The sequence below is a fragment of the Spirosoma areae genome (assembly GCF_054781775.1).
This window is the reverse complement of record NZ_BAAGTT010000026.1, coordinates 1-18,949: the sequence shown is the minus strand read 5'-3', so window position 1 is coordinate 18,949 and position 18,949 is coordinate 1. Positions and strand designations below refer to the sequence as shown.

Here is an 18,949-nt window from a genome sequence, read left to right as displayed (position 1 = left end):
CAACCCCCTTTGGGGCAGGGCTGTTAAGTGCTATCTCCTTTACCCGGCAGCGGCCGACCGTCCCCCTGAAGGAGGTAAACTAATTACTGCTAACCTCAAAAAGCTCCCCGGCATATGGCCCGGTCAGGCTTACGGCAAAGCCAGTCGTTTGAAGGGCCCGCCCGGTTAAGGTAGTGATGATTTTTCCGTCCATTGTTTTCACCTGATACCGTTTCGCCGGGTCGAGATGCCGGACGGTGATTTGTCGCTTCGTTTCGACAGCGCCATGCCGGAACACGCCCAGGATGCCGCCCTGTGTTGTCTCTGTGTTGATGCGCTGGAACCCGTCCCACATGCCTTCCAGAGGCTCTCCAAACCCGGCTAAATCCTGCCGGTAACTCATAAAATCGTACTTCGTTTGCATGGTCTGAAGCCAGTCGGCATAGCTGCGGTATTTTTTCAGGTCGTTTTCAGCTAGTTTCCGGGGGTCGCCCAGCATAATGGGCAGGGCACCGGCCAATGATTTGATGTGCATTTCCCAACCGGCATCCTGCATCTCAGGATTGCCGATGACCAGCGCCGTGGCGGGTATGGCCGGGGAGCGCCACCAGGCCATATTCCTGACGCGCAGATCCACTTTGGCATCCGGGCCGTTGAAATTGGAAAGCCAGTTTCCTTCGGCATGTTTCAGCATGGCGTAGTCAATCAACTGCAGCCCGCCCATCGTTTCGAATGTACAGTCGATAAACAGCGTAGGCTTGGCAGTATGCAGCTCATCAAATAGTTTCCATACCTCTTCATAATTGGCATATAACGATTCGTGGTGATCGATATGCCCTTTATGATTGGTGGCATAACACCCCGTAACCTTGTTGCCAAACCGGTAGGTGCTGGTTACCACCGTGAAATCAAGCTTTACATACTCAAGTCCATACTCCAGGGCTAATTTCAGCAGCACGTCCTTGATGTAGCCCCGCCAACCCGTTCCAAAGCAGGCAGTACGCATGTTCAGGTCATCTTCGTGCAGATTGGCCGGTTGCTGTTTTTCATCCAGAACGAACCATTCGGGATGTGCTTTGTAGACTTTACTTTCCGGTGAGGCACTGCCCACGCTGACCCACAGGCCCGGCTTCATCCCTAAGGATTTGATGTAGTCGAAAACGGGTTTCAGGCCATTGGGGAATTTTTTGGTATCAATAATCCAATCGCCATACGTAGTAGCCCAGCCATCGTCGATCACAAACTCTTTCATGCCGGCATCAGCGGCAGCTTTTGCCAGTTCCCGGATCAGCTTCTCATTGATATCCTTACGAAAGGGAACCCAGGTGTTGTAGACAAAGGTGGGTTTTTGCGCCAGCTCGGACAGCCGTATGCCCATGTGCTTCCGAACAAAATCCGAAACGGCGGTATTCAGTACGTCGTCCGGGTCCTTATGGTTGTTGTATACTATTGTGAATATGTAGGGGGTCGTAAACGATTCACCTTTCTGGATGTATTTCCGAAAAGGAAACCGGGCATCTTTATGCGTCAGTCCACTGAGAATTACGGGTTCCTGCCAAAACACCGACGTATGTTTAACAACACCGGCGGCTTCGTTTCCAATCACAATTCCCTGCTGCCAGTCGCTGTTGTGAACGGTCAGTAACGCATCCTGCATGTTGCCATCGTAGGGACCAATTGACCGCCTTCTGCCATAATCGTGACAAATCCAGCTAAACGTAGTTGCGTAGTAATTGGTCACTATGAACTTCTCCACATCGACCGACTCCAGACGAGCCGACTCGTTAGTCAGGTTTTTAACGGTGAGTCGTTTACGGATAACGGGCAATTCGGGATACAGTAAATACTGCACTGTCAGTTCAACCTTACCATCTTTGCTTTGCAGGGTCACGGCGGCTCCGTCGCCCTGCCTGGTATCGGTAATTTTCTGAATGCTAACCTGTCGCCAATCGCCCGTACCAGAATAGGTTACTCCGTTTAGGTCAAACTGAAAGTCGGGGTTTGTCTTTTGAAAGTAGTTGAATTCACCAGTACTCGGTTTGTAACTTGTCGTTAGAAAGTTGCCTTCCGAAGCCGGAAGATGAATGGTTCGCTGAACGACGCCATTATCAAGAAGCAGTTCTGAATTCGTCCATTTGGCATAGGGGCGGTCCGTCGTTACAGGGGCCGCCAGTGCGATACACAGCGAGAACGTATTCAGTAGACAAATAAGTAAGCCGTTCTTCATCACTACTTGCTTCCGGTGCTGATTAAGGGTTGGAAACTATCTGAAAATTAGTTCTTCCTCAGCCTGAACCCCCTAAATCCCCAGAAGGGGACTTTATCCAGGCGTGAGCAAAGTCCCCTTCTGGGGATTCAAATAGGTGCTTATGCAATTGCATTTTACATTCACAAAATTCAGTTTTTCTAAGAGAGCAGAGATGAAGTATTTTAGCCTAAACATGGATTATTCTATCTTCGGGTCGTTTATTAAGTATAGATGAGTTCGATGAGCACGATAACGCGAAAAAGCCGGGGGTTTGCCGGGGAACGCATCATTGAGATCCCAAAGGAAACGATTGACAAATGCCAGCACATGCCGCTGATAAACAGCCTGTTCATTACCCGAATGGGGTTTTATCCGAAGGCATTGCATCACTACTACCAGCGGCCCGCCGGTATTTCGCAGGTGATTTTACTGTATTGCACCGATGGCGCGGGCTGGATTCAGTTACAGAAGAGCCGGGTGGTCATTCATGCCGGTGAGGTTTTTGTTATAGCCCCCGGAACCCCGCATTCCTACGGTGCCGACACCGAAAACCCCTGGACAATTCACTGGTTTCACTTCAGCGGAAATCAGTGCCATGAAATAGTGGGCGCCATCATGTCTGTGAAAGACAACCCGCCACAACCTGCCAGGGTTGGGTTTTCGGAGGAGCGAATCGCGCTCTTCGACCGCATATTCGATACGTTTCTGAAGGGCTACAGCCAGTCAAACCTGCTGTATGCGAATCTGGCTATTCCGTTTTTCCTGGCCTCGTTTATCCTGCCCGAAAACTTTCAGAAGGAACTCGTTACCAGCATAACCACCAACCCGACGAACAAGGCCATTCTGTTCATGCAGAACAGCCTCTCCAAACCCATTACGCTGGATAATATTGCTCAGGCAGCTCATTTATCCACGTCATTTTTTTCGCGGAAATTCAAGCAGGATACCGGCTACGCGCCCATTGAGTATTTCAATCACCTCCGCATTCAGAAAGCCTGTCAGCTACTCCATTTCAGCGATTTACGGATCAATGAAGTAGCCTCTCAGCTTGGCATCGACGACCCGTTTTATTTTTCGCGCCTGTTCAAAAAACAAATGGGCGTTTCGCCGGTCGAGTACCGAAAAAGCGAGGGTATTCATCGGCCCCGGTCATAACGGGCATGGGAAAGTGGGTTATGGCGCTATAGGCTGAAGCTGAAGCCGGTACGTATTGAGTTGATACGGCGCAAACTGTGTAGTAAGACTGCCCTTGATCGGCGTTAATACCCGTTCATTCGTTTCGAGATGGGTTGTTTGCCAGGCCTGCCGAATGGGCGACGCAACCCGGATCGCGGGTGTGGCCGACTTATTGGCAACGTTCCAGAACCGGGCAATCAGGCCCTTGCCAATCCCATCCTCGTCCGGCTTCAATGTCCAGAGCAGGACGTGTTTATCGGAAAGCGTCACCAGCGAATACGTCACACCCGGATACTGGTTCGCCGAACCCGTGATGGCGCCCGTTACCAGCGGGTTCTGGTGTTCGAGCGAGAAACGCATGGCCGTCAGCGCGTCGAAAGCCGCCGGGTGGGTGGTGAGTGCGAACTGATACCGGAACGCCGTGGCCCCGTTCTGATTCAGAATCCCAAGTTTCGGCCCGTCGATCTGCCCGCCCGCTAAGGCTGTCAGTTGGGGCGATTTTTCCCAAAGTGAGTCGGGTGTGCTTTGCCCTAATTTAAAAAAACTACAATCCATGTTGGAGAGCGTTACCCCATAATTCGGCTCACTCAGGTCGGCGAAGTGGTTGAATGTCAGCCAGTCGTAGCGGGCATTCTGAGCGGCATAGTGGCCGCCCCGCGTTTCTTTTTTGGCCGTCAGAATGGCGCCCAGTTCTTCGTGGTTCATGGTCGGATTGGTCAGGTTCAGCGAGAAGGCCCATGTTTTTACGTCCCCAAAATTAGCCTGAATGCTGTCCTCAATCTCGATGCGGGGCGGTCCGGCCGGTCCGCCGGTGCGGTTCCGGCTGTTTCGGAACAGTGTTACCCGAACCGTATGAGCAATGGGGTCGGCAGAAACGGCCCGGAGCGTAACCGATACAGGCCCGGCGTTTTCAATCACAACCGGGTTACCCGCATCGATATTGACCGACCCCAAATCATTGAACAAACGCCCATCGAGCCTCCGAACAACCGACCGATTTCCGGCCCGCAGGTCGACCAAATCGCTGATTACGCCCGACTTCCGCAACCGCAGCCGATAGTAGCCATTCTGGATAATTTCCGCTCCGGCAGACCGGCCATTCACCCGCGCGGCTACCGGTTGGCGGGCGGGCGCTCCCGGCCTTATTTCAAACACTTTATAGCCGACGGACGGGATGGCTGAGGCCCAGATTCGGAGGTACGGCTTCCCACTTTTACGGATTAGCTGGCTGGAAACTTCGGTATGGGTCTGTATATCAATGACTTTTACGGGCGTCATGCTGGCAACCGGAAAATCAGCCACATCATTCCGAACCCAGCTTAGGGGGTTGAATACGTAGAATCGGGGGTGGGTAGAGACGTTGAGTTGTCTGCCTAAGGCAGCAATCGCCCGGCTGTAGAGCGTATCGACGTAGGCCATTATCGCGTTCTTTTGCCTGATCTGCCAGTTGGCCCGCTCCTGCCGGGAAACCGGCCCGTCGGCGGTCCAGTCGTGTTCCCAATACAGGCCATACGCATCCCAGGCCAGGTTGCGGGCAGTCGACAGGTCACGGGCAAACGTGCTGTCTTTCAGCGAAATCAGGGCGGCAAGGCTCTCGGCAGACCGGAGTTTCTCGGTCGCCCGCCGAACCTGCGCGGTGGTTTCGTTCATCGACGCGGGGTAGAGATCCCACTCGTTGCCAAACGAGACCGACTGAGACGGGATGGTTTTATACGTCTTCTCAATATCCCGAAAAAAATCTTCTTCGTTCGAGACCCTCACCCGGCGGGTGGGGGTTGTTGTCTGCTGGGCAGCCGTGACGAAGGCGGGCGAATTGTAGGTTTCCAAATCATCCCAGCCATAGCCGAATGCCCCGGCCACGTTGTAGGGATAGGCCGAGTTGGCCCTGATTGTGTCGCAGAGCGTGGTAAGGTCGCCGACGGTTTTTGTCAGGCTACCGGCCACATCGGTAACTTTGTGTTGTTGCCGGGTTTCACCGTAGCCCCCTAAACCCGTATTGTCGCCAGGAATGTTGTACCATTTCATGAGTACAGAGCGGTTGTCTGGCCCCATATACCGGTACAATTGGTGCTTTCGGGACTTTAATTTAGGCTGGATTTTTGAGGCACAGGCACACACCCCCCGCCAACTGTATTTCGCGCCCGAACCCGCCCAAAGCGAACTCAGGCCAAGCGGCAGCGTCTGATTTTCCATGCAGACCGCCATCGGAAAATGCACGTCATACCGGCGTTCGAGTTGCCCGGCATAATACATACCCCGCAAAACAGCCTCGGTGGGCTGGCCGCCATAGGTACTCACCAATGCGTTTAGCGGGCTGCTGATATGCCCCGATTTGACGTAGCCCATGAGCCGATCAAACTGCGCCGGACTACGAAACTTCTGGTAGGTTTTCAGCCAATAGCTGCCGTCGCAATTCCAGCGGGCCTGAAAATCGGACGGGCTGGTTTTCGTGGAGTCGATTTGGCCCATGTAGTAATCCAGCATCTTCACAAACGCCGAGTCATACTGCGCTTCAGTACCGGTCCACATGTAATCGGTATGGTCGTCGTTGGCGAGGTAAATCCGTTTGACGGGCTGCGCCTGAAGGCTGAAAACGAAGGTCAGAAAACTAATTGTGAGCAGGATTGATTTCATGCGTGTGTTTACTCAAATTGCTTCTGTCACTTTTCCACCGACCACAAACGTATCACCAATGTTCAGTTTCAGGGCCAGAAAGTACGCCATGAAATTGAACGGAATGATGGTGTGCAGAATCGAGTAATTTTCCTCTGCATCAGGAGCTTCGACCGTAAATACATGTGCTCCTGCCTGAGCGATCAGGCCCGATAATCGACGGCTGCGTTCGCAGGCTGCGCCCTGCGCCAGAATCTGAATGACGATGCTGTTTTGGGCGGTTTCTTTGGGACCATGATCGTACTGGGCCATGGGCAGCCCATGAAAATTTAGTTTGGTACTTTCGCTCAAAATAAGGGCCGCTTCGTAGGCGGTGGCGATGTTTGGACCGCTGCCCGTTACGTATATGCCATGAATCGGGTTTTGACTCAGTACGGCAAATACGTCATTGGCTAAGCGTTCGCCCTCCTCCCGATACCGGTTCATGCTGCTGGCAATTCGCGCTACCGATTGGGCGGGCGACAGGCCAAAACCCTTAAACAAGGCCACCAACGTATTGACGTAGGTTTTTGACGACGAATATTTTTCCTCCCCGGCCAGAATTGGCAGAACGCGGGCCACGTTCGACGCCCTGCATAACTCACTGTCGATGTCATTCGATACGGCCACGTACTGCTCGAAAAGCGCCCGGCACCAAAGGGCCTCGCTGCTCCGGCCCGACTGCGACAGAAGGACCGCTAACGGAGCCGTTTTACCCTGCGCCAGATAATAAAAATATTCCGAGGCCAGTTCGGGGTAGATGGGCAGACCCATGTATTTAAACGCCAGGGGCGCAAAATAAGATGACCCCATGCCGAGGTACGGAACGTTTAACGGCAACGGTTCGACCGGGCTATTCAGTACGTCTTTTGCCCGGTCAGGTATTTCTAAAATCTCATTCAGGATTGCATTCATGTGATAGGTTTGTAAAGGCATTTTTCCTCTGTTCCTCTGTGTTTATGTTAAGGTCATGCTTGATTAGCAACTGGTTCCGGGGCCGGTTTCTTCGCTTCATACGATAGGGTCAACGCGCCGATGATGGCCAGCCCAATGCCCAGCGATTCGATAAGGGAAAGACTTTCGGACAGAAAAATAATGGCCAGTATAATCGTAAAAACGGGTTGCAGCGCTCCGGCAATGGTGGTTACTTTCGAGGCTTTGCCCTCGGCACTGTATGCGGCAAAACTTGCCAGCACACCTAAGCCATTGAGCATTCCTGCAAACGAGCCAAGCACCAGCGTTTTGGTAGACATCCCAAACTCAGCCCAGCCAACTACCACGAAGACAAGCGCAATAACTACCGACGAAATGATAAAGCTGACGTAAGACCATTCGGCAGAAATGTAATTGGTCGTCTCTTTTTGAGCGGCACTAAATACGCCCCAGAAAAACAACGCCACCATTGAATACAATAGCCATGAATTTAGCCCAATGCCACTGAAAAAAGCTGCCGGATTATCGAACAACAGCGACTCGCCCGACAACATCACCACGGCGGGAATCGCCAGCAAAATACCAATTCCGTTGATCCAGTGCAGCTTTTCGTTGAAGACCAGCAGGGCAATGGCAATGGTCACGAGTGGATACAGATTCGTTACGGGAATAACAATAGCCGCCAGCCCACCCGCGCTAAATGCTTTATAAACAGCCACATTGCCAATTACGGCCAGCACACCCGCAACCAATCCCCACAGTATGCCTTTGCGATTGGGAGTTGTATTCCTGACTTTTCTGATGACCAACGGCAGGGTGAGCAGCATCCCGACGCTGAATAGGAGATGGTTCGTAAAGGGGCTTACCTCGTCCGAAATCAGTTTAGCCACCACGCCCCAGGTTCCCCAGAAAAAGGCGGCCGCTATCGAGTACAGAATCCAGGCTTCGGGTTTATTTTTCATTGTAGTTCATCTAAAAAGGGCGGCACTGCCCAGAATACCTGCCTGCTCTTCCAGCGCCGAAATAGCGATGGTGGTTTTGTAGGCTTTATACGGATTTAGCAACGTGGGCGTATGCAGTTTATCGACATCGTTTTTGCCAAACCGGTGCGCCGGTTCGACGGCCCGCAACCCTTTGGCAATGCCACCCCCCAACACAATAATGTCGGGGGCGTAGAGGTTGACGTAATTGTCGATACCAGTTTTCAGGTATCCAATATATTCCTGCACAATCGCCTGAGCATCGGGGTTTCCAGCCTGTTTTTGGGTAAAAATAGTCTCGGCGGTCAACGGCAAATCCGGGTATTTCTGCGCCCAGTCGAATCGGCTGGCAAGCTGACAAATACCCGCTCCCGAAACCAGCGATTCGAGACAACCCGTTTTGCCACAATAGCAAACCGTGTCGTTGGTCGTAATGGTGAGGTGGCCGCCCATGTGAGCAAAGGGCAGCGGCCCATCAAGTTTACCATCAATGGTAAAACCAAGGCCAAGTCCGGTGCCTAAGGTGAGCACCAGCACGCGGCTAAAACCCCGGCCCTGCCCATAAATGGCTTCGCCCAGCGCCACCACCCGCGCATCGTTATCCAGCAAACAGGGCAATTTGTGTTGCTTTTGAATTTTGTCGGCCAGCGGATAATCTTCCATGAATTCGAGAAATCCGTAGGTAGAATCCACAGTTCCGTCGGCAAATACAAAACCAGGCACGCCAAAGCCAACGCCTGCCAGGTGTGCCTGGTTGGCAGTGGCTTTGGCTTTAAACTGGCTGATGGCTTCACCAATATGCTGTAGAAAACGTTCTCCGTCTTTGGTTTCGGTTGGGGTAATGAGCATCTCCTCCACCTGCCCGGTGCCCAGGTTTACCAAACCAATTTTGGTCCGTGTTCCACCAATGTCGATGCCAATTGCGAGCGTTTTCAAGTCAGGGATTACTTAGCGAGTTGAAGCCGATAGGTATTGAGTTGATTCGGGGCAAACTTAGCCTGTAGCTGTTTACCGGCTGGTGTCAAAATCCGCTCGTTGGTCTCGATATGCGTTGTTTGCCAGGCCCGGCGAATGGACGACGCAACACGGATCGAGGGTGTGGCCGACTTATTGGCAACGTTCCAGAACCGGGCGATTAAACCCTCATCGATACCGTCTTCACTCGGTTTCAGGCTCCACAGCAACACCGCGTCGGCGGTGTTGCGGCTTTCCGACCGATTCGGGTCGCTGGTAGTCAGGAGCGAGAACGTAGAGCCAGGATACGTATCCTGCGAACCAGTTACGGCACCCGTCACGAGTGGATTCTGGTGTTCCAGCGAGAAACGCATGGCGGCTACCGGCTCAAAATCACCAGTATGCGTTGTTAGCGCAAATTTGTACAAAAACCTGGTTTGGCCGTTTTGCCCGAAAATTCCCAGCATACCTTTGTCTTCTACTTTCGCATCGACCTGCCCACCCGCCAGTGCACTCAATTGCGGAGATTGCTCCCACAGCGAATCGACGGTGCTTTTGCCCAGCCGGAAAAAACTACAATCCATGTTGGAGATCGTTACGCCATAATGCGGCTCACTCAGATCGGCGAAGTGATTGAACGTTTGCCAGTCCAGGCGGGCATTCTGGCTGGCATAATGCCCACCGCGCGTTTCTTTTTTGGCCGTCAGAATGGCGCCCAGTTCCTCATGGCGGGTAGTTGGCCTGGTCAGATTAAACGAAAACGCCCATGTTTTTACGTCCCCAAAATTAGCCTGAATACTGTCCTCGATCTCGATGCGGGGCGGTCCGGCCGGTCGGAATGCCGCATCACCTCCGGTACGGGTCGGGCTGTCGGCAAATACCGTTACCCGAACCGTGTGTGGCACCGGAACGGGCGAAACTGCTTTTACCGTAACCGACACAGGCCCAGCGTTTTCCACCACGACCGGCTCACCTTCATTGACATTGGAAACGCCCAAATCATTCAGATACTTCCCGTCGATGAGCTTCACCAACTGCCGCCCATTGGCTAAGCTGTCGTAGAGTTCGGTAATGGCGCCCGACGGACTGAGCCGGATGCGGTACCGGCCCGTGCGAATGTACTCACCGGCAACCGTAGCCGCTACAGGCAACGAAGCGGGCGCACCCGATTTTAGCTCAAATACTTTATAACCGACCGATGGAATATTCCCGGCATAAATACGCAGAAACCGTTTTCCATCCTTCGTAATCAACTGGCTGGGAGCTTCTTTACCCGTCGAAACGTCGATGACCCGAACCGGATAGAGACCTGTATAGGCCAGATCAGCCATGTCGCTGCGGTTCCAGTTCAGGGGATTGAAAACGTAAAAGCGGGGGTTAGTTGATTTTTTAAGCTGGCTGCCCAGGGTTTTGGCCGAGAGCGTAAATAATGAATCGACGTAGCTGCTAATCTGTTGTTGAACCTTGTTTTGCCAGTCGGCCCGCACTGGCCGCTTCACCGGCCCGTCGGCGGTCCAGTTGTGTTCCCAATACAAACCAAACGATTCCCAGGCTAAGTTCCGGGCCGGTATCAGGCGATTGGCAAAGGTGGGGGCTTTCAGGGCAACCAATGAGGCAAGCGCTTCGGCAGCACGTAATTTTTCGGTCGAGCGCCGAACCTGGGCAGTGGTTTCGTTCATCGACGCACAGTACAAATCCCATTCGTTGCCATAGCTCACCGATTCGGACGGTAGGTTAGGATAACTCCGGGCCACATCCTGAAAGAAATCTTCTTCGTTCGAGATGCGTACTTTCCGGCTGGGTGTCGTTTCGGCTCTGGCCGCTTCGAGAAAGGGCTGTGAGGTGAAATTGTCGAGGTCGTCATGCCCATAGCCAAACGCCCCGGCCACGTTGTACGGATAGGCGGAACCGGGAGAGATGGTGTCGCACATGGCATCTAATTTACGGACCGTCTGTTGCAGGTCATTCAGTTTATTTTTCGATTTTATAACTAACCGGCATTCGGCATAGCCCCCAAACGGCGCGGTCTTTTTTACTTTTTCATCGTAGGCATACCACTTCATCAGAACGCTGGACGAATCCAAACCTGCGTAGCGGTAGAGTTGATGACGTCGGTTCGCCCGGTACTCGTAGGTCATCTGGCTACCGTAGCCACCAATGCCTTTCCAACTGTATTTCGCCCCCGACCCGGCCCATAACGAGCTTAGTCCGAGCGGCATGGTGTTGTTCTCCATGGCTTCGGCCAGCGTGAACCGAAGTTGGTAGGCCCGCTCCAACTGCCCGGCATAATACATGCCCCGCAACACGGCTTCGGTGGGTTGTGCGCCGTAGGTACTGACCAGCGTGTTTAACGGGCTGCCGATATGGCCCGATTTAATAGCGGCAATAAGCCGGTTGAACTGGGCCGGGGAGCGGTATTTCTGGTACGCCCGAAGCCAATAGCTGCCATCGCAGTTGAAGCGGGCCTGAAAATCGGACGGGCTGTTTTTTGTCGAATCAATCTGCCTGAGATAATAATCGAGCATGTGAACGAAGGCCGTGTCGTATGTGGCTTCATTGGCCGTCCACATGTAGTCAGTATGGTCGTCGTTAGCCAGATACAGGCGTTTGATGGCGGTCGGAAGGCCGAACCCCCGGCGATCCGGCTGCGCGTCGACCGCAGAAAGAAATAACAGAAAAAAGATAAAGAAGAACGTGTGTTTCACAAAGTACGGGAGGTTAACCTAAACCAGCATTCGCCTGATTACTGTGCGCCCTACTGTTAAACAGGCAAGTCGGTCCTATTTCCCGTCCACTCTCTGGACTTTTACGATAAAAAAGCCAGACGACCTAAGTCACCTGGCTTGTAGTTTCACGTTGTGTGTAGGTATACCGTCCCGTTTCCGTTAAATCTCCCCTACTTCGCGTGAAATAGAGGGACACAACTCAGCCCAAAACTGATTGTTTGCAGAATTTTATTCTTTGCGGAATTCTCAAAACATTCCTGCTTAGGTGCTGCTGACCGTAGCGGTTTACGAACGTACTCCGTTACGCAGCCAATACTTAGAAAACCTTATCTGAGCAACGTTACCTTAAAGAAACCTTTCGTAAAACGAACTTCTTCGTTCGTAAGATTTTTCAAGGTTACCTCAAAAACACCCTCCACCTGGTTCGTTTTTTCATCATACTTTGTTACGTCAATCCAACTACTATCAGTACCCGGAATTGTACTAATTCTTTGTCCGAGCTGGATCGTTATGCCGGGCGGATAATACGTATCTATACCAGCATCTCCTCCAATTAGCAAAGTGTACTCGCTGGCTGCCCGCGTGTTGCCTTCAATACAAGTCTGTATGTCGGATAGCTTGTGTCTGCCAACAACTAACGGAATTCGCTGAAAACCAAGCCGTTGGGTTGGAACACAGCGGTCGACGCAGCCGGTGACGCCCCCCACCGGCTCGTTGTATGATCTGGCGTGCGGTAAATCGGTTGACAGGCCGAGCGCAAATTGATTTGATGTGCATGGTTTACCATCGACGGCATACTCTCTTTGGGCGAATGCTGAACCAAACCATGCAGACCCATTTAGCAGGGCGGTTGCCGTGTATGGGCTGTTATTCGTTGATATGGGAGCAACGGGAGGGCTAACCGGCCTTGAGCAACTGACAAAGCCGATAAACAAACAAGTGCTCCAACGTAGACATCTCATGACATGATGCGGTTGCTTTATTCAGAGATACTTTTCGGGAAGCAACGGTTGTAAAGCCTACTGGCATTTTTTCCATTCGCTTACCTAATGCAACATCAGCCAGCGCATTGTTATTTCACCAACTCCTTCTGATACAGTTTCACCAATGTATCGACGGCATAATCGATCTCGTCGGCCGTGTTGTATTTGCCGAACGAAAACCGAACGTAGCCCCGGTCGGGGTCAAGCCCCGGCAAGGCCGACAGCACATGGGAGCCAACCGTTGAGCCGCTCGTGCAGGCCGACCCACCCGACGCCGAAATCCGGGCAATGTCCAGGCTAAACAGCAGCATATCGCTCATGTCTGATGCGGGCAGGCTGACGTTCAGCACGGTGTATAAACTGGTATCGACATTCGCCGAATCGCCGTTGAAGGCCACCGGTTCGCCGTGGTCCGGCATTCCGGCGCGGTCGGGCATCTTCTCCAGCAGCCGCTCAATCATCCGGCGTTTCAGGGCCGTAATGTGCTGCCGGTGCGCGTCCATGTCGCGGTAGGCAATGTCGAGGGCTTTTGCCAGGCCCACGATTCCGTACACGTTTTCGGTGCCGCCCCGCATGTTTCGCTCCTGCGAGCCGCCATACACGAGCGGGTGAATGTTGACCCGCTCCGCATTGATGTACAGAAAACCCACGCCTTTCGGCCCGTGAAATTTATGGCCTGCTCCCACAATAAAATCCACCGGTAACTGCTGTAAATCATGCCGGAAATGGCCCATTGTCTGCACCGTATCGGAATGGAAAATAGCGTCGTATTCCCGGCAAATCTCTCCTACCCGGTTCAAATTCAGCATATTGCCAATTTCATTATTGCCGTGCATCAGCGATACCAATGAACGGCCACCACTCGCGTTCCGGTTCGCCCGCAGCAATTCGTCTAAGTGCGCCAGGTCAACATGGCCTTTCCCGTCTATATTTACCAGACTCAACCGAATTGTTCCGCGCTCATGCAGGTGCTGGAGGGTGTGCAGAACGGCGTGGTGTTCGAGTGGCGAGGTGATAGCGTGCGTGAGGCCGTAGGTGTCGATGCTGCTCCGAATAGCGGTATTGTCGGCTTCGGTACCACCCGATGTGAAGAAAATTTCGGCGGGCGAGGTATTCAGCAGCGAGGCTACCGTTTTACGCGCCTTTTCGATGGCCGTTCGCACGGTACGCCCGTGACTATGAATCGAGGACGGGTTGCCGAACTGCTCGGTCATAAGCGGCAACATGGCGTCCAAAACTTCGGGGTCGAGACGGGTGGTGGCGGCATTATCCAGGTAAACAGCAGGGGGAGGTGTCATCATCAACAGGTTATCTTCTATCCCACAAAGGTAGGGCATTTTAAAGAGTGAAAGAGTGAAACACAAACCAAAGCTGCGTCGTTCTCCTCACACCACCAATCTGCTCCCGATGAATTTTTCACAAGCGCCCGGCCTGATTTATGCTGAACTCTCCGCCTGGATTCGCACGGCCATTCAGTATATCCCCAGGGTTGCCGTCGCCATCATTTTACTGGCGTTGTTTGCTGTATTATCCCGTTGGCTGAGCCGGTGGGTCGTGCGCGGGCTGGACCGAATCAGCAACAACGTTTCAGTCATTAACCTAACGGGGGCCGTTGTGCGGGTGATGGTCATGGCAGTCGGCTTATTTGCGGCCTTAGCCGTGCTGGGGTTAGACAAGGTCGTGACTTCGCTGCTGGCCGGGGCGGGCGTGATTGCCCTGGCCCTGGGCTTCGCCTTTCAGGATTTAACGACCAATTTTATTTCGGGTACGATGATTGCCCTGGCGCGGCCTATTCAGGTGGGCGACACGGTCGAAACCAACGGCTACACCGGTAAAGTGCTGGATATTAAACTCCGCTCCATTGTGATGGATAATGGTCAGGGCCAGACGGTTGAGATTCCGAGCAAAGATGTATTTCAGAAACCCATTACCAACTTCTCCCGCCTTGGCCAGCGACGCATCGAAGTAGCCGCCGGTGTTTCGTACATTGATGACCTGGCAACGGCTCAGCGGGTGGCAATAGCAGCGGTTTCCCGGCTGCCCTTTGTGCTGCCCGACCGCCCAACCGAGCTGCACTACCGGAATTTTGCCGATGCGAACGTTCAGTTTATACTCTGGTTCTGGATTAACCCCATCACGACGAACCCGCAGGCGGCTCTGAGCGAAGCCATTATGGCCGTGAAACGCGCCTTCGATGAGCACCAGATTCTGATTGTCTTCGCCGGGCAAACGTTTGACCTGAAACAAAAACTCGCCCACGGTCAGGAGGCAAGCGATGAAAAGGTTTAAGGGTTTCGAGTTCAAGGGTTCAGGTTGGCTGGCGCAGAGTTGCTTTCGCGCCAGCCAACCTGAACCCTTGAATCGTTCCGGGGGCCCGGCTGAAACTTACTTTGTCACCCTTGCCAGCACCTGTTTCAATTTATCATATACTCCCGCGCCCTGCAAATTGGCCGCCACGTTGCCAGCTTTGTCGATGACGACTACTGTGGGAACCCCGGTAATGTGGTATTTATTATGAAATCCGTAGGCATTTGGCACGGGTGTAAATGGCAGCGATTTTATGTTCGGATTTTTTGGCAGTTCGCTGTTCAGAACACCCAGCACGACCAGACCCGTTGGGGAGCGGTACGGTTGAAGCGCGGTGGCGAAGTCGGTACGCTGCTCATCGCTCAGGAACTCCTTTTCGGCGCCAATCCAGAAACTGAGGATGACCACTTTACCCAGCAAATCGGCTGAGCGGTAGGTTTTCCCATCGGAGCCAGTCATAACAAAGGGCGCGATGGGTTGCCCGGCTTTGGGTTGTTTAGCCGGGTCGCGGTCACGAAAACGGTGCAGTTCCCGTTCTTCGGGGGTGGCTGGCCGCAGTGTGTAGGTATTGCTGTGCCCATATTCATTGTAATCAGGCACTAAGTGATACGCATCCGGCTCTTTCCTGGCCAATTGCTCATAAGCCTCCATGGTCATTCGCTGGCCGGTCACCAGATTCAGGATAGGCGTGGTCCTATCGGGACGCTGGGCAACGCCAGCCCTTGTTTTCTGCACACCCATCTGCGCCTGACTTAGGGTAGTAAACGTAATAAAGCATGCAGTCAAAATCACTTGTGTATAGAAGATCATGTTATTTGATTTCGCAAAGATGGTGCCAGCCTCACAAGCGGTGAGGTCAGTGCATACTTCCCGTTCTCTGTTGCGAAATCAACATTGACCCTTGTTGAAACTGGAGCTTTACTGGTTAGCTTTTGATCCATCGCAACGCTATGGCCAGATTTTCCGGGATTAGCAGGTGTCAATCGTTAGTTTATACCTGTTGGTTATAGAGTGTTAACACGCGTGCAAAATATCTATCTATTTCAGATTTATACTGATTAATTTCACGTACATCTCTAAATAATTTATTATATTCTGCTCTTGATAAAGCGCGGTTAATGTGTTCAAGCGCATGAGTAGCAAAAGTAAATTTTGTTTCCTTCATAGCCCGGGCAATTGTTGGTTCCAGTTGATCATTAGGTATCAACCTGGACGATAATCGATGATAATATCGGGCCAGCGTATCATCATAGCGAAAATGCCAATAGTGTGTGTATGTAGTGGCATAACCTGTTAATTCAGTGACCGCCGTATCCACCGTTTTAGCGTTAAAGTCATCATTACTTCCAATTTCAACTGTATAATAAATATAGATATTAGTAACGTATAACAATCGGTTAATGTCTGAAGATATATACTGTTTTACAAGCTGATAGGCTTGCAAGGCCATGAGTAAACATTCCTGTGCCCGGCTCATATCAATTATAGTCGGTTCTGCTGCGGGCGATTTGGTAAAAATACCCCCCTCTAATAAATTAAGAATATGATAGTCAAGAAAGGCTACGGCCACCCGTGCGTTAATCCATAGCTGAACCTGGTCGATGGGTAATTGGGCAGACGTTGCCAAGTGGTTTGCCACAACCTCACACCCACCATCACTTAAGTAATTACGCTCGTTGTCGCGTAGGTTTGAAATAATGTCATCTGTACGCTGACGTCGGGTTAGGTTCGTATTGACATCATCAGAATCACGACTTTCATCATCCCTTACAAAATTCGCCCCAAAGAGCATCAGAATATCATTCGAATAGGGAACACCAGGAATATACAATTCACGGGCAAATCGATATGCACCGATAAGCCATATTATAACAAGCAATTCATATAATTCTTTGCGCCGGTTTTCATCAGTATACAGTACGGCATTATTTTTAACATCACGCCAAATCACATATTTCTGATAGAGCTGTAGGGCAAACTCCTGCTGCGTAATCCGGTTATAGTTTTGGGCATTTAAGAACTCGCTTTCCAAATATTTTTGAACCATTCCAGGAAACCCAAACCGTGTTAAGCTTACTGTATGATACAGGTTTGGGGGCACAGTATGCTTACCTATAAAACGTTCTAATGCCTGGTGTAGGGTTGGTAAATCTTCTAATAAATAAGCTAAGAAAAAAAATTTATTATCAATGTCGCTGTAGGCGTCTTTAACTTGTTGGGCATATTTTTTGAAATCACTTTCATACCACTGATCGACTACCTTAAGGTTAAAAAAAGTATAATTTTGAAAACCGAACTTACGTAAGTTAGTCATCAGATTCCTGAGCTCTTCATCGGAGAATAGCGGACTAATGATATTACGAAAAAAGTCAACTTTGATATATTGGGTTAGGGCCTCAGCCAACTTCTGGCGTTGATGATGGTACTGCTCTTTATCAGAGGTTTTCCATAATTTATTCAGGTTAGTTATATGGCTTTCTAATTCATCAATTTTTTGCTGATGGCGAGGCAGTGTAATTCGGTAGAAACTCTGGGTAGTATCATCAGCAGTTGCGGCTTCGGCTTTGTATAAGCTGGTACATAAAAAAAATTCACTTGGTTTAAGCGCAAATATCTCACGCGATCCCAGTCGGATCATGAATAGTTCACGTAAGTTATGATCCTCATTAATAATTTTTGTAAACATGCCCTGCGAATCAAAAAAAATAGGCACATATCCCTGTTTCTTAAAAGAATCATCGTTGTTTTCTTTGGCAATCCAGTGATTCGCTTTAGCAACCCGCCGACTCAAATATTCCATTGCCAGTGCGTCCCGCCTGTTATTTTCAGATTTATCAGGCCGTTCTTTTTGCAACCGGGAAAAAATGGGGGCCGCTACATCCAGATTAGGCTCCTCATTATCCTGTTTAGCTGAAAGTTGAACCACACCTTGTTTCTCAACCAACCAGTATAAGCGGCTTTGCCAATGCCGGGGATCAAGCATGGTCATTACTTTGAATACATCCTGACTGGTTCGATAAAATTCGAGCCGTTTTGCTTCACTCTCGCCATTGGTAGGTTGTTTTAGTATCCTTTTTAGAAATCTTGATAAATTATTTCGAAAAACAGGGTTATCATAATCAACTTTGAAATCGTCTGCTAGTGTACGGCTTAACTCATATTGATGGGCTGGCGTAAAGTAAATATCACCAATTAATTTATGGCCAAATAAAGCATGAATGAGTGTTGTTAACCGATCAAATTGCTTTTGATTAAACGTCTCGCTCTGCTTATCAAAAAAGTCATAAATACCACGTATATATGCTACGATGTCTACGGTATCGAAATAATATCTTATGGGCAAATCTCGCCGTCTCAGCGCGATTATGTCATCAAATTCTTTTACATATTCCAGAGAATCCTCCATAGCCGGGCGATTTATAGCTGATTAATTTATTGAGAAGTCAATGTCGACCGCGAAGGTTAAAATAGACTCTTTGGTGCCTACACGTGCTTTGTTGATTTTAGTACTATCGTTCCCTAAGGCTTCTTTTATCATGGCCTCATCTTCCTGCTCATTACTTGTATCAACCAGGGCAGCCCATTCAGGAAGCAAACGTTTAACATCCTTAAATAAACTATTATAGGCCCACCTGTGCCAGTCAGCAACTAAAAGTCGATAGGAAGAGGTTGGGGTTATTTTAGCCTGATTAAGTTTGTCAAGCAACTTGTCAACTATACGCCCATCTGCATCGCCGGCAAGCGCCACGATAAGTTCTTCCCGGATTGATTTTTCTGTCGTGAGCCAGCCATTCAGATTTAACAAGCCTGTGATAGCCGAAACAATTAATGATGATGCTGATTCAACCTCAACTTCTTTTAAAATAGACCGCCATTCATTTAGCAAATCAGGAATAGGTAGTGGTAAATGTCAAGCTGATTTAGTTTGATTATAATGGTTAATAAAGTTGAGTGTACGCGCAAAATGACTATCATCCGTTTTGGCAAAGGACAGCGTTTTACGGGTTAGGT

12 protein-coding genes are annotated in these 18,949 nt (G+C 50.8%); 2 read left to right on the top strand and 10 right to left on the bottom strand.

All coding sequences use genetic code 11. The features are described from left to right. Nucleotides 1-79: 79 nt before the first annotated feature. On the bottom strand, nucleotides 80-2,206 hold the full coding sequence (locus ACYVI1_RS12920) for a glycoside hydrolase family 36 protein (RefSeq protein ID WP_460910664.1): 2,127 nt from the start codon (nucleotides 2,204-2,206) through the stop codon (nucleotides 80-82). A gap of 261 nt (nucleotides 2,207-2,467) precedes the next feature. Here ACYVI1_RS12920 and ACYVI1_RS12915 point away from each other — a divergent pair, with 261 nt between their 5' ends. Next, nucleotides 2,468-3,382, top strand: a complete 915-nt coding sequence (locus ACYVI1_RS12915; protein WP_460910661.1) for a helix-turn-helix transcriptional regulator — start codon at nucleotides 2,468-2,470, stop codon at nucleotides 3,380-3,382. An 18-nt stretch (nucleotides 3,383-3,400) separates the two neighbouring features. Here ACYVI1_RS12915 and ACYVI1_RS12910 read toward each other — a convergent pair whose 3' ends face one another. From ACYVI1_RS12910 to ACYVI1_RS12885, 6 genes are all read right to left on the bottom strand, one after another. Then, nucleotides 3,401-6,037, bottom strand: a complete 2,637-nt coding sequence (locus tag ACYVI1_RS12910) for a glycosyl hydrolase-related protein (RefSeq protein WP_460910659.1) — start codon at nucleotides 6,035-6,037, stop codon at nucleotides 3,401-3,403. 12 nt (nucleotides 6,038-6,049) lie between these two features. After that, nucleotides 6,050-6,970: an SIS domain-containing protein gene (locus tag ACYVI1_RS12905; RefSeq protein ID WP_460910656.1), complete on the bottom strand. Its 921-nt coding sequence runs from the start codon at nucleotides 6,968-6,970 to the stop codon at nucleotides 6,050-6,052. A 53-nt stretch (nucleotides 6,971-7,023) separates the two neighbouring features. After that, nucleotides 7,024-7,950: a DMT family transporter gene (locus tag ACYVI1_RS12900; protein ID WP_460910655.1), complete on the bottom strand. Its 927-nt coding sequence runs from the start codon at nucleotides 7,948-7,950 to the stop codon at nucleotides 7,024-7,026. A 6-nt stretch (nucleotides 7,951-7,956) separates the two neighbouring features. Next, nucleotides 7,957-8,904, bottom strand: coding sequence for an ROK family protein (locus tag ACYVI1_RS12895; RefSeq protein ID WP_460910652.1), 948 nt, complete (start codon nucleotides 8,902-8,904; stop codon nucleotides 7,957-7,959). Between the two features lie 8 nt (nucleotides 8,905-8,912). Beyond that, complete coding sequence (locus tag ACYVI1_RS12890; protein ID WP_460910649.1) at nucleotides 8,913-11,627, bottom strand: glycosyl hydrolase-related protein; 2,715 nt, start codon at nucleotides 11,625-11,627, stop codon at nucleotides 8,913-8,915. A 1,093-nt stretch (nucleotides 11,628-12,720) separates the two neighbouring features. Beyond that, nucleotides 12,721-13,929, bottom strand: a complete 1,209-nt coding sequence (locus tag ACYVI1_RS12885) for a cysteine desulfurase family protein (protein ID WP_460911182.1) — start codon at nucleotides 13,927-13,929, stop codon at nucleotides 12,721-12,723. A gap of 109 nt (nucleotides 13,930-14,038) precedes the next feature. Between ACYVI1_RS12885 and ACYVI1_RS12880 the strand changes: the two genes are divergently transcribed. Further along, the gene (locus ACYVI1_RS12880) at nucleotides 14,039-14,920 is read left to right on the top strand and encodes a mechanosensitive ion channel family protein (protein WP_460910647.1); all 882 of its coding nucleotides are present in this window, start codon (nucleotides 14,039-14,041) and stop codon (nucleotides 14,918-14,920) included. A 96-nt stretch (nucleotides 14,921-15,016) separates the two neighbouring features. On the opposite strand, the gene ACYVI1_RS12875 is transcribed toward ACYVI1_RS12880, so the two are convergent. From ACYVI1_RS12875 to ACYVI1_RS12865, 3 genes are all read right to left on the bottom strand, one after another. After that, the gene (locus tag ACYVI1_RS12875) at nucleotides 15,017-15,724 is read right to left on the bottom strand and encodes a TlpA family protein disulfide reductase (protein WP_460910644.1); all 708 of its coding nucleotides are present in this window, start codon (nucleotides 15,722-15,724) and stop codon (nucleotides 15,017-15,019) included. A gap of 205 nt (nucleotides 15,725-15,929) precedes the next feature. Continuing rightward, nucleotides 15,930-18,344 (bottom strand): hypothetical protein, encoded by a 2,415-nt coding sequence (locus ACYVI1_RS12870; protein ID WP_460910642.1) that lies wholly within the window; start codon nucleotides 18,342-18,344, stop codon nucleotides 15,930-15,932. A gap of 21 nt (nucleotides 18,345-18,365) precedes the next feature. Continuing rightward, a complete protein-coding gene (locus ACYVI1_RS12865; protein ID WP_460910640.1) occupies nucleotides 18,366-18,824 on the bottom strand; it encodes a hypothetical protein in 459 nt (152 codons plus the stop codon). Between the last annotated feature and the right edge of the window lie 125 nt (nucleotides 18,825-18,949).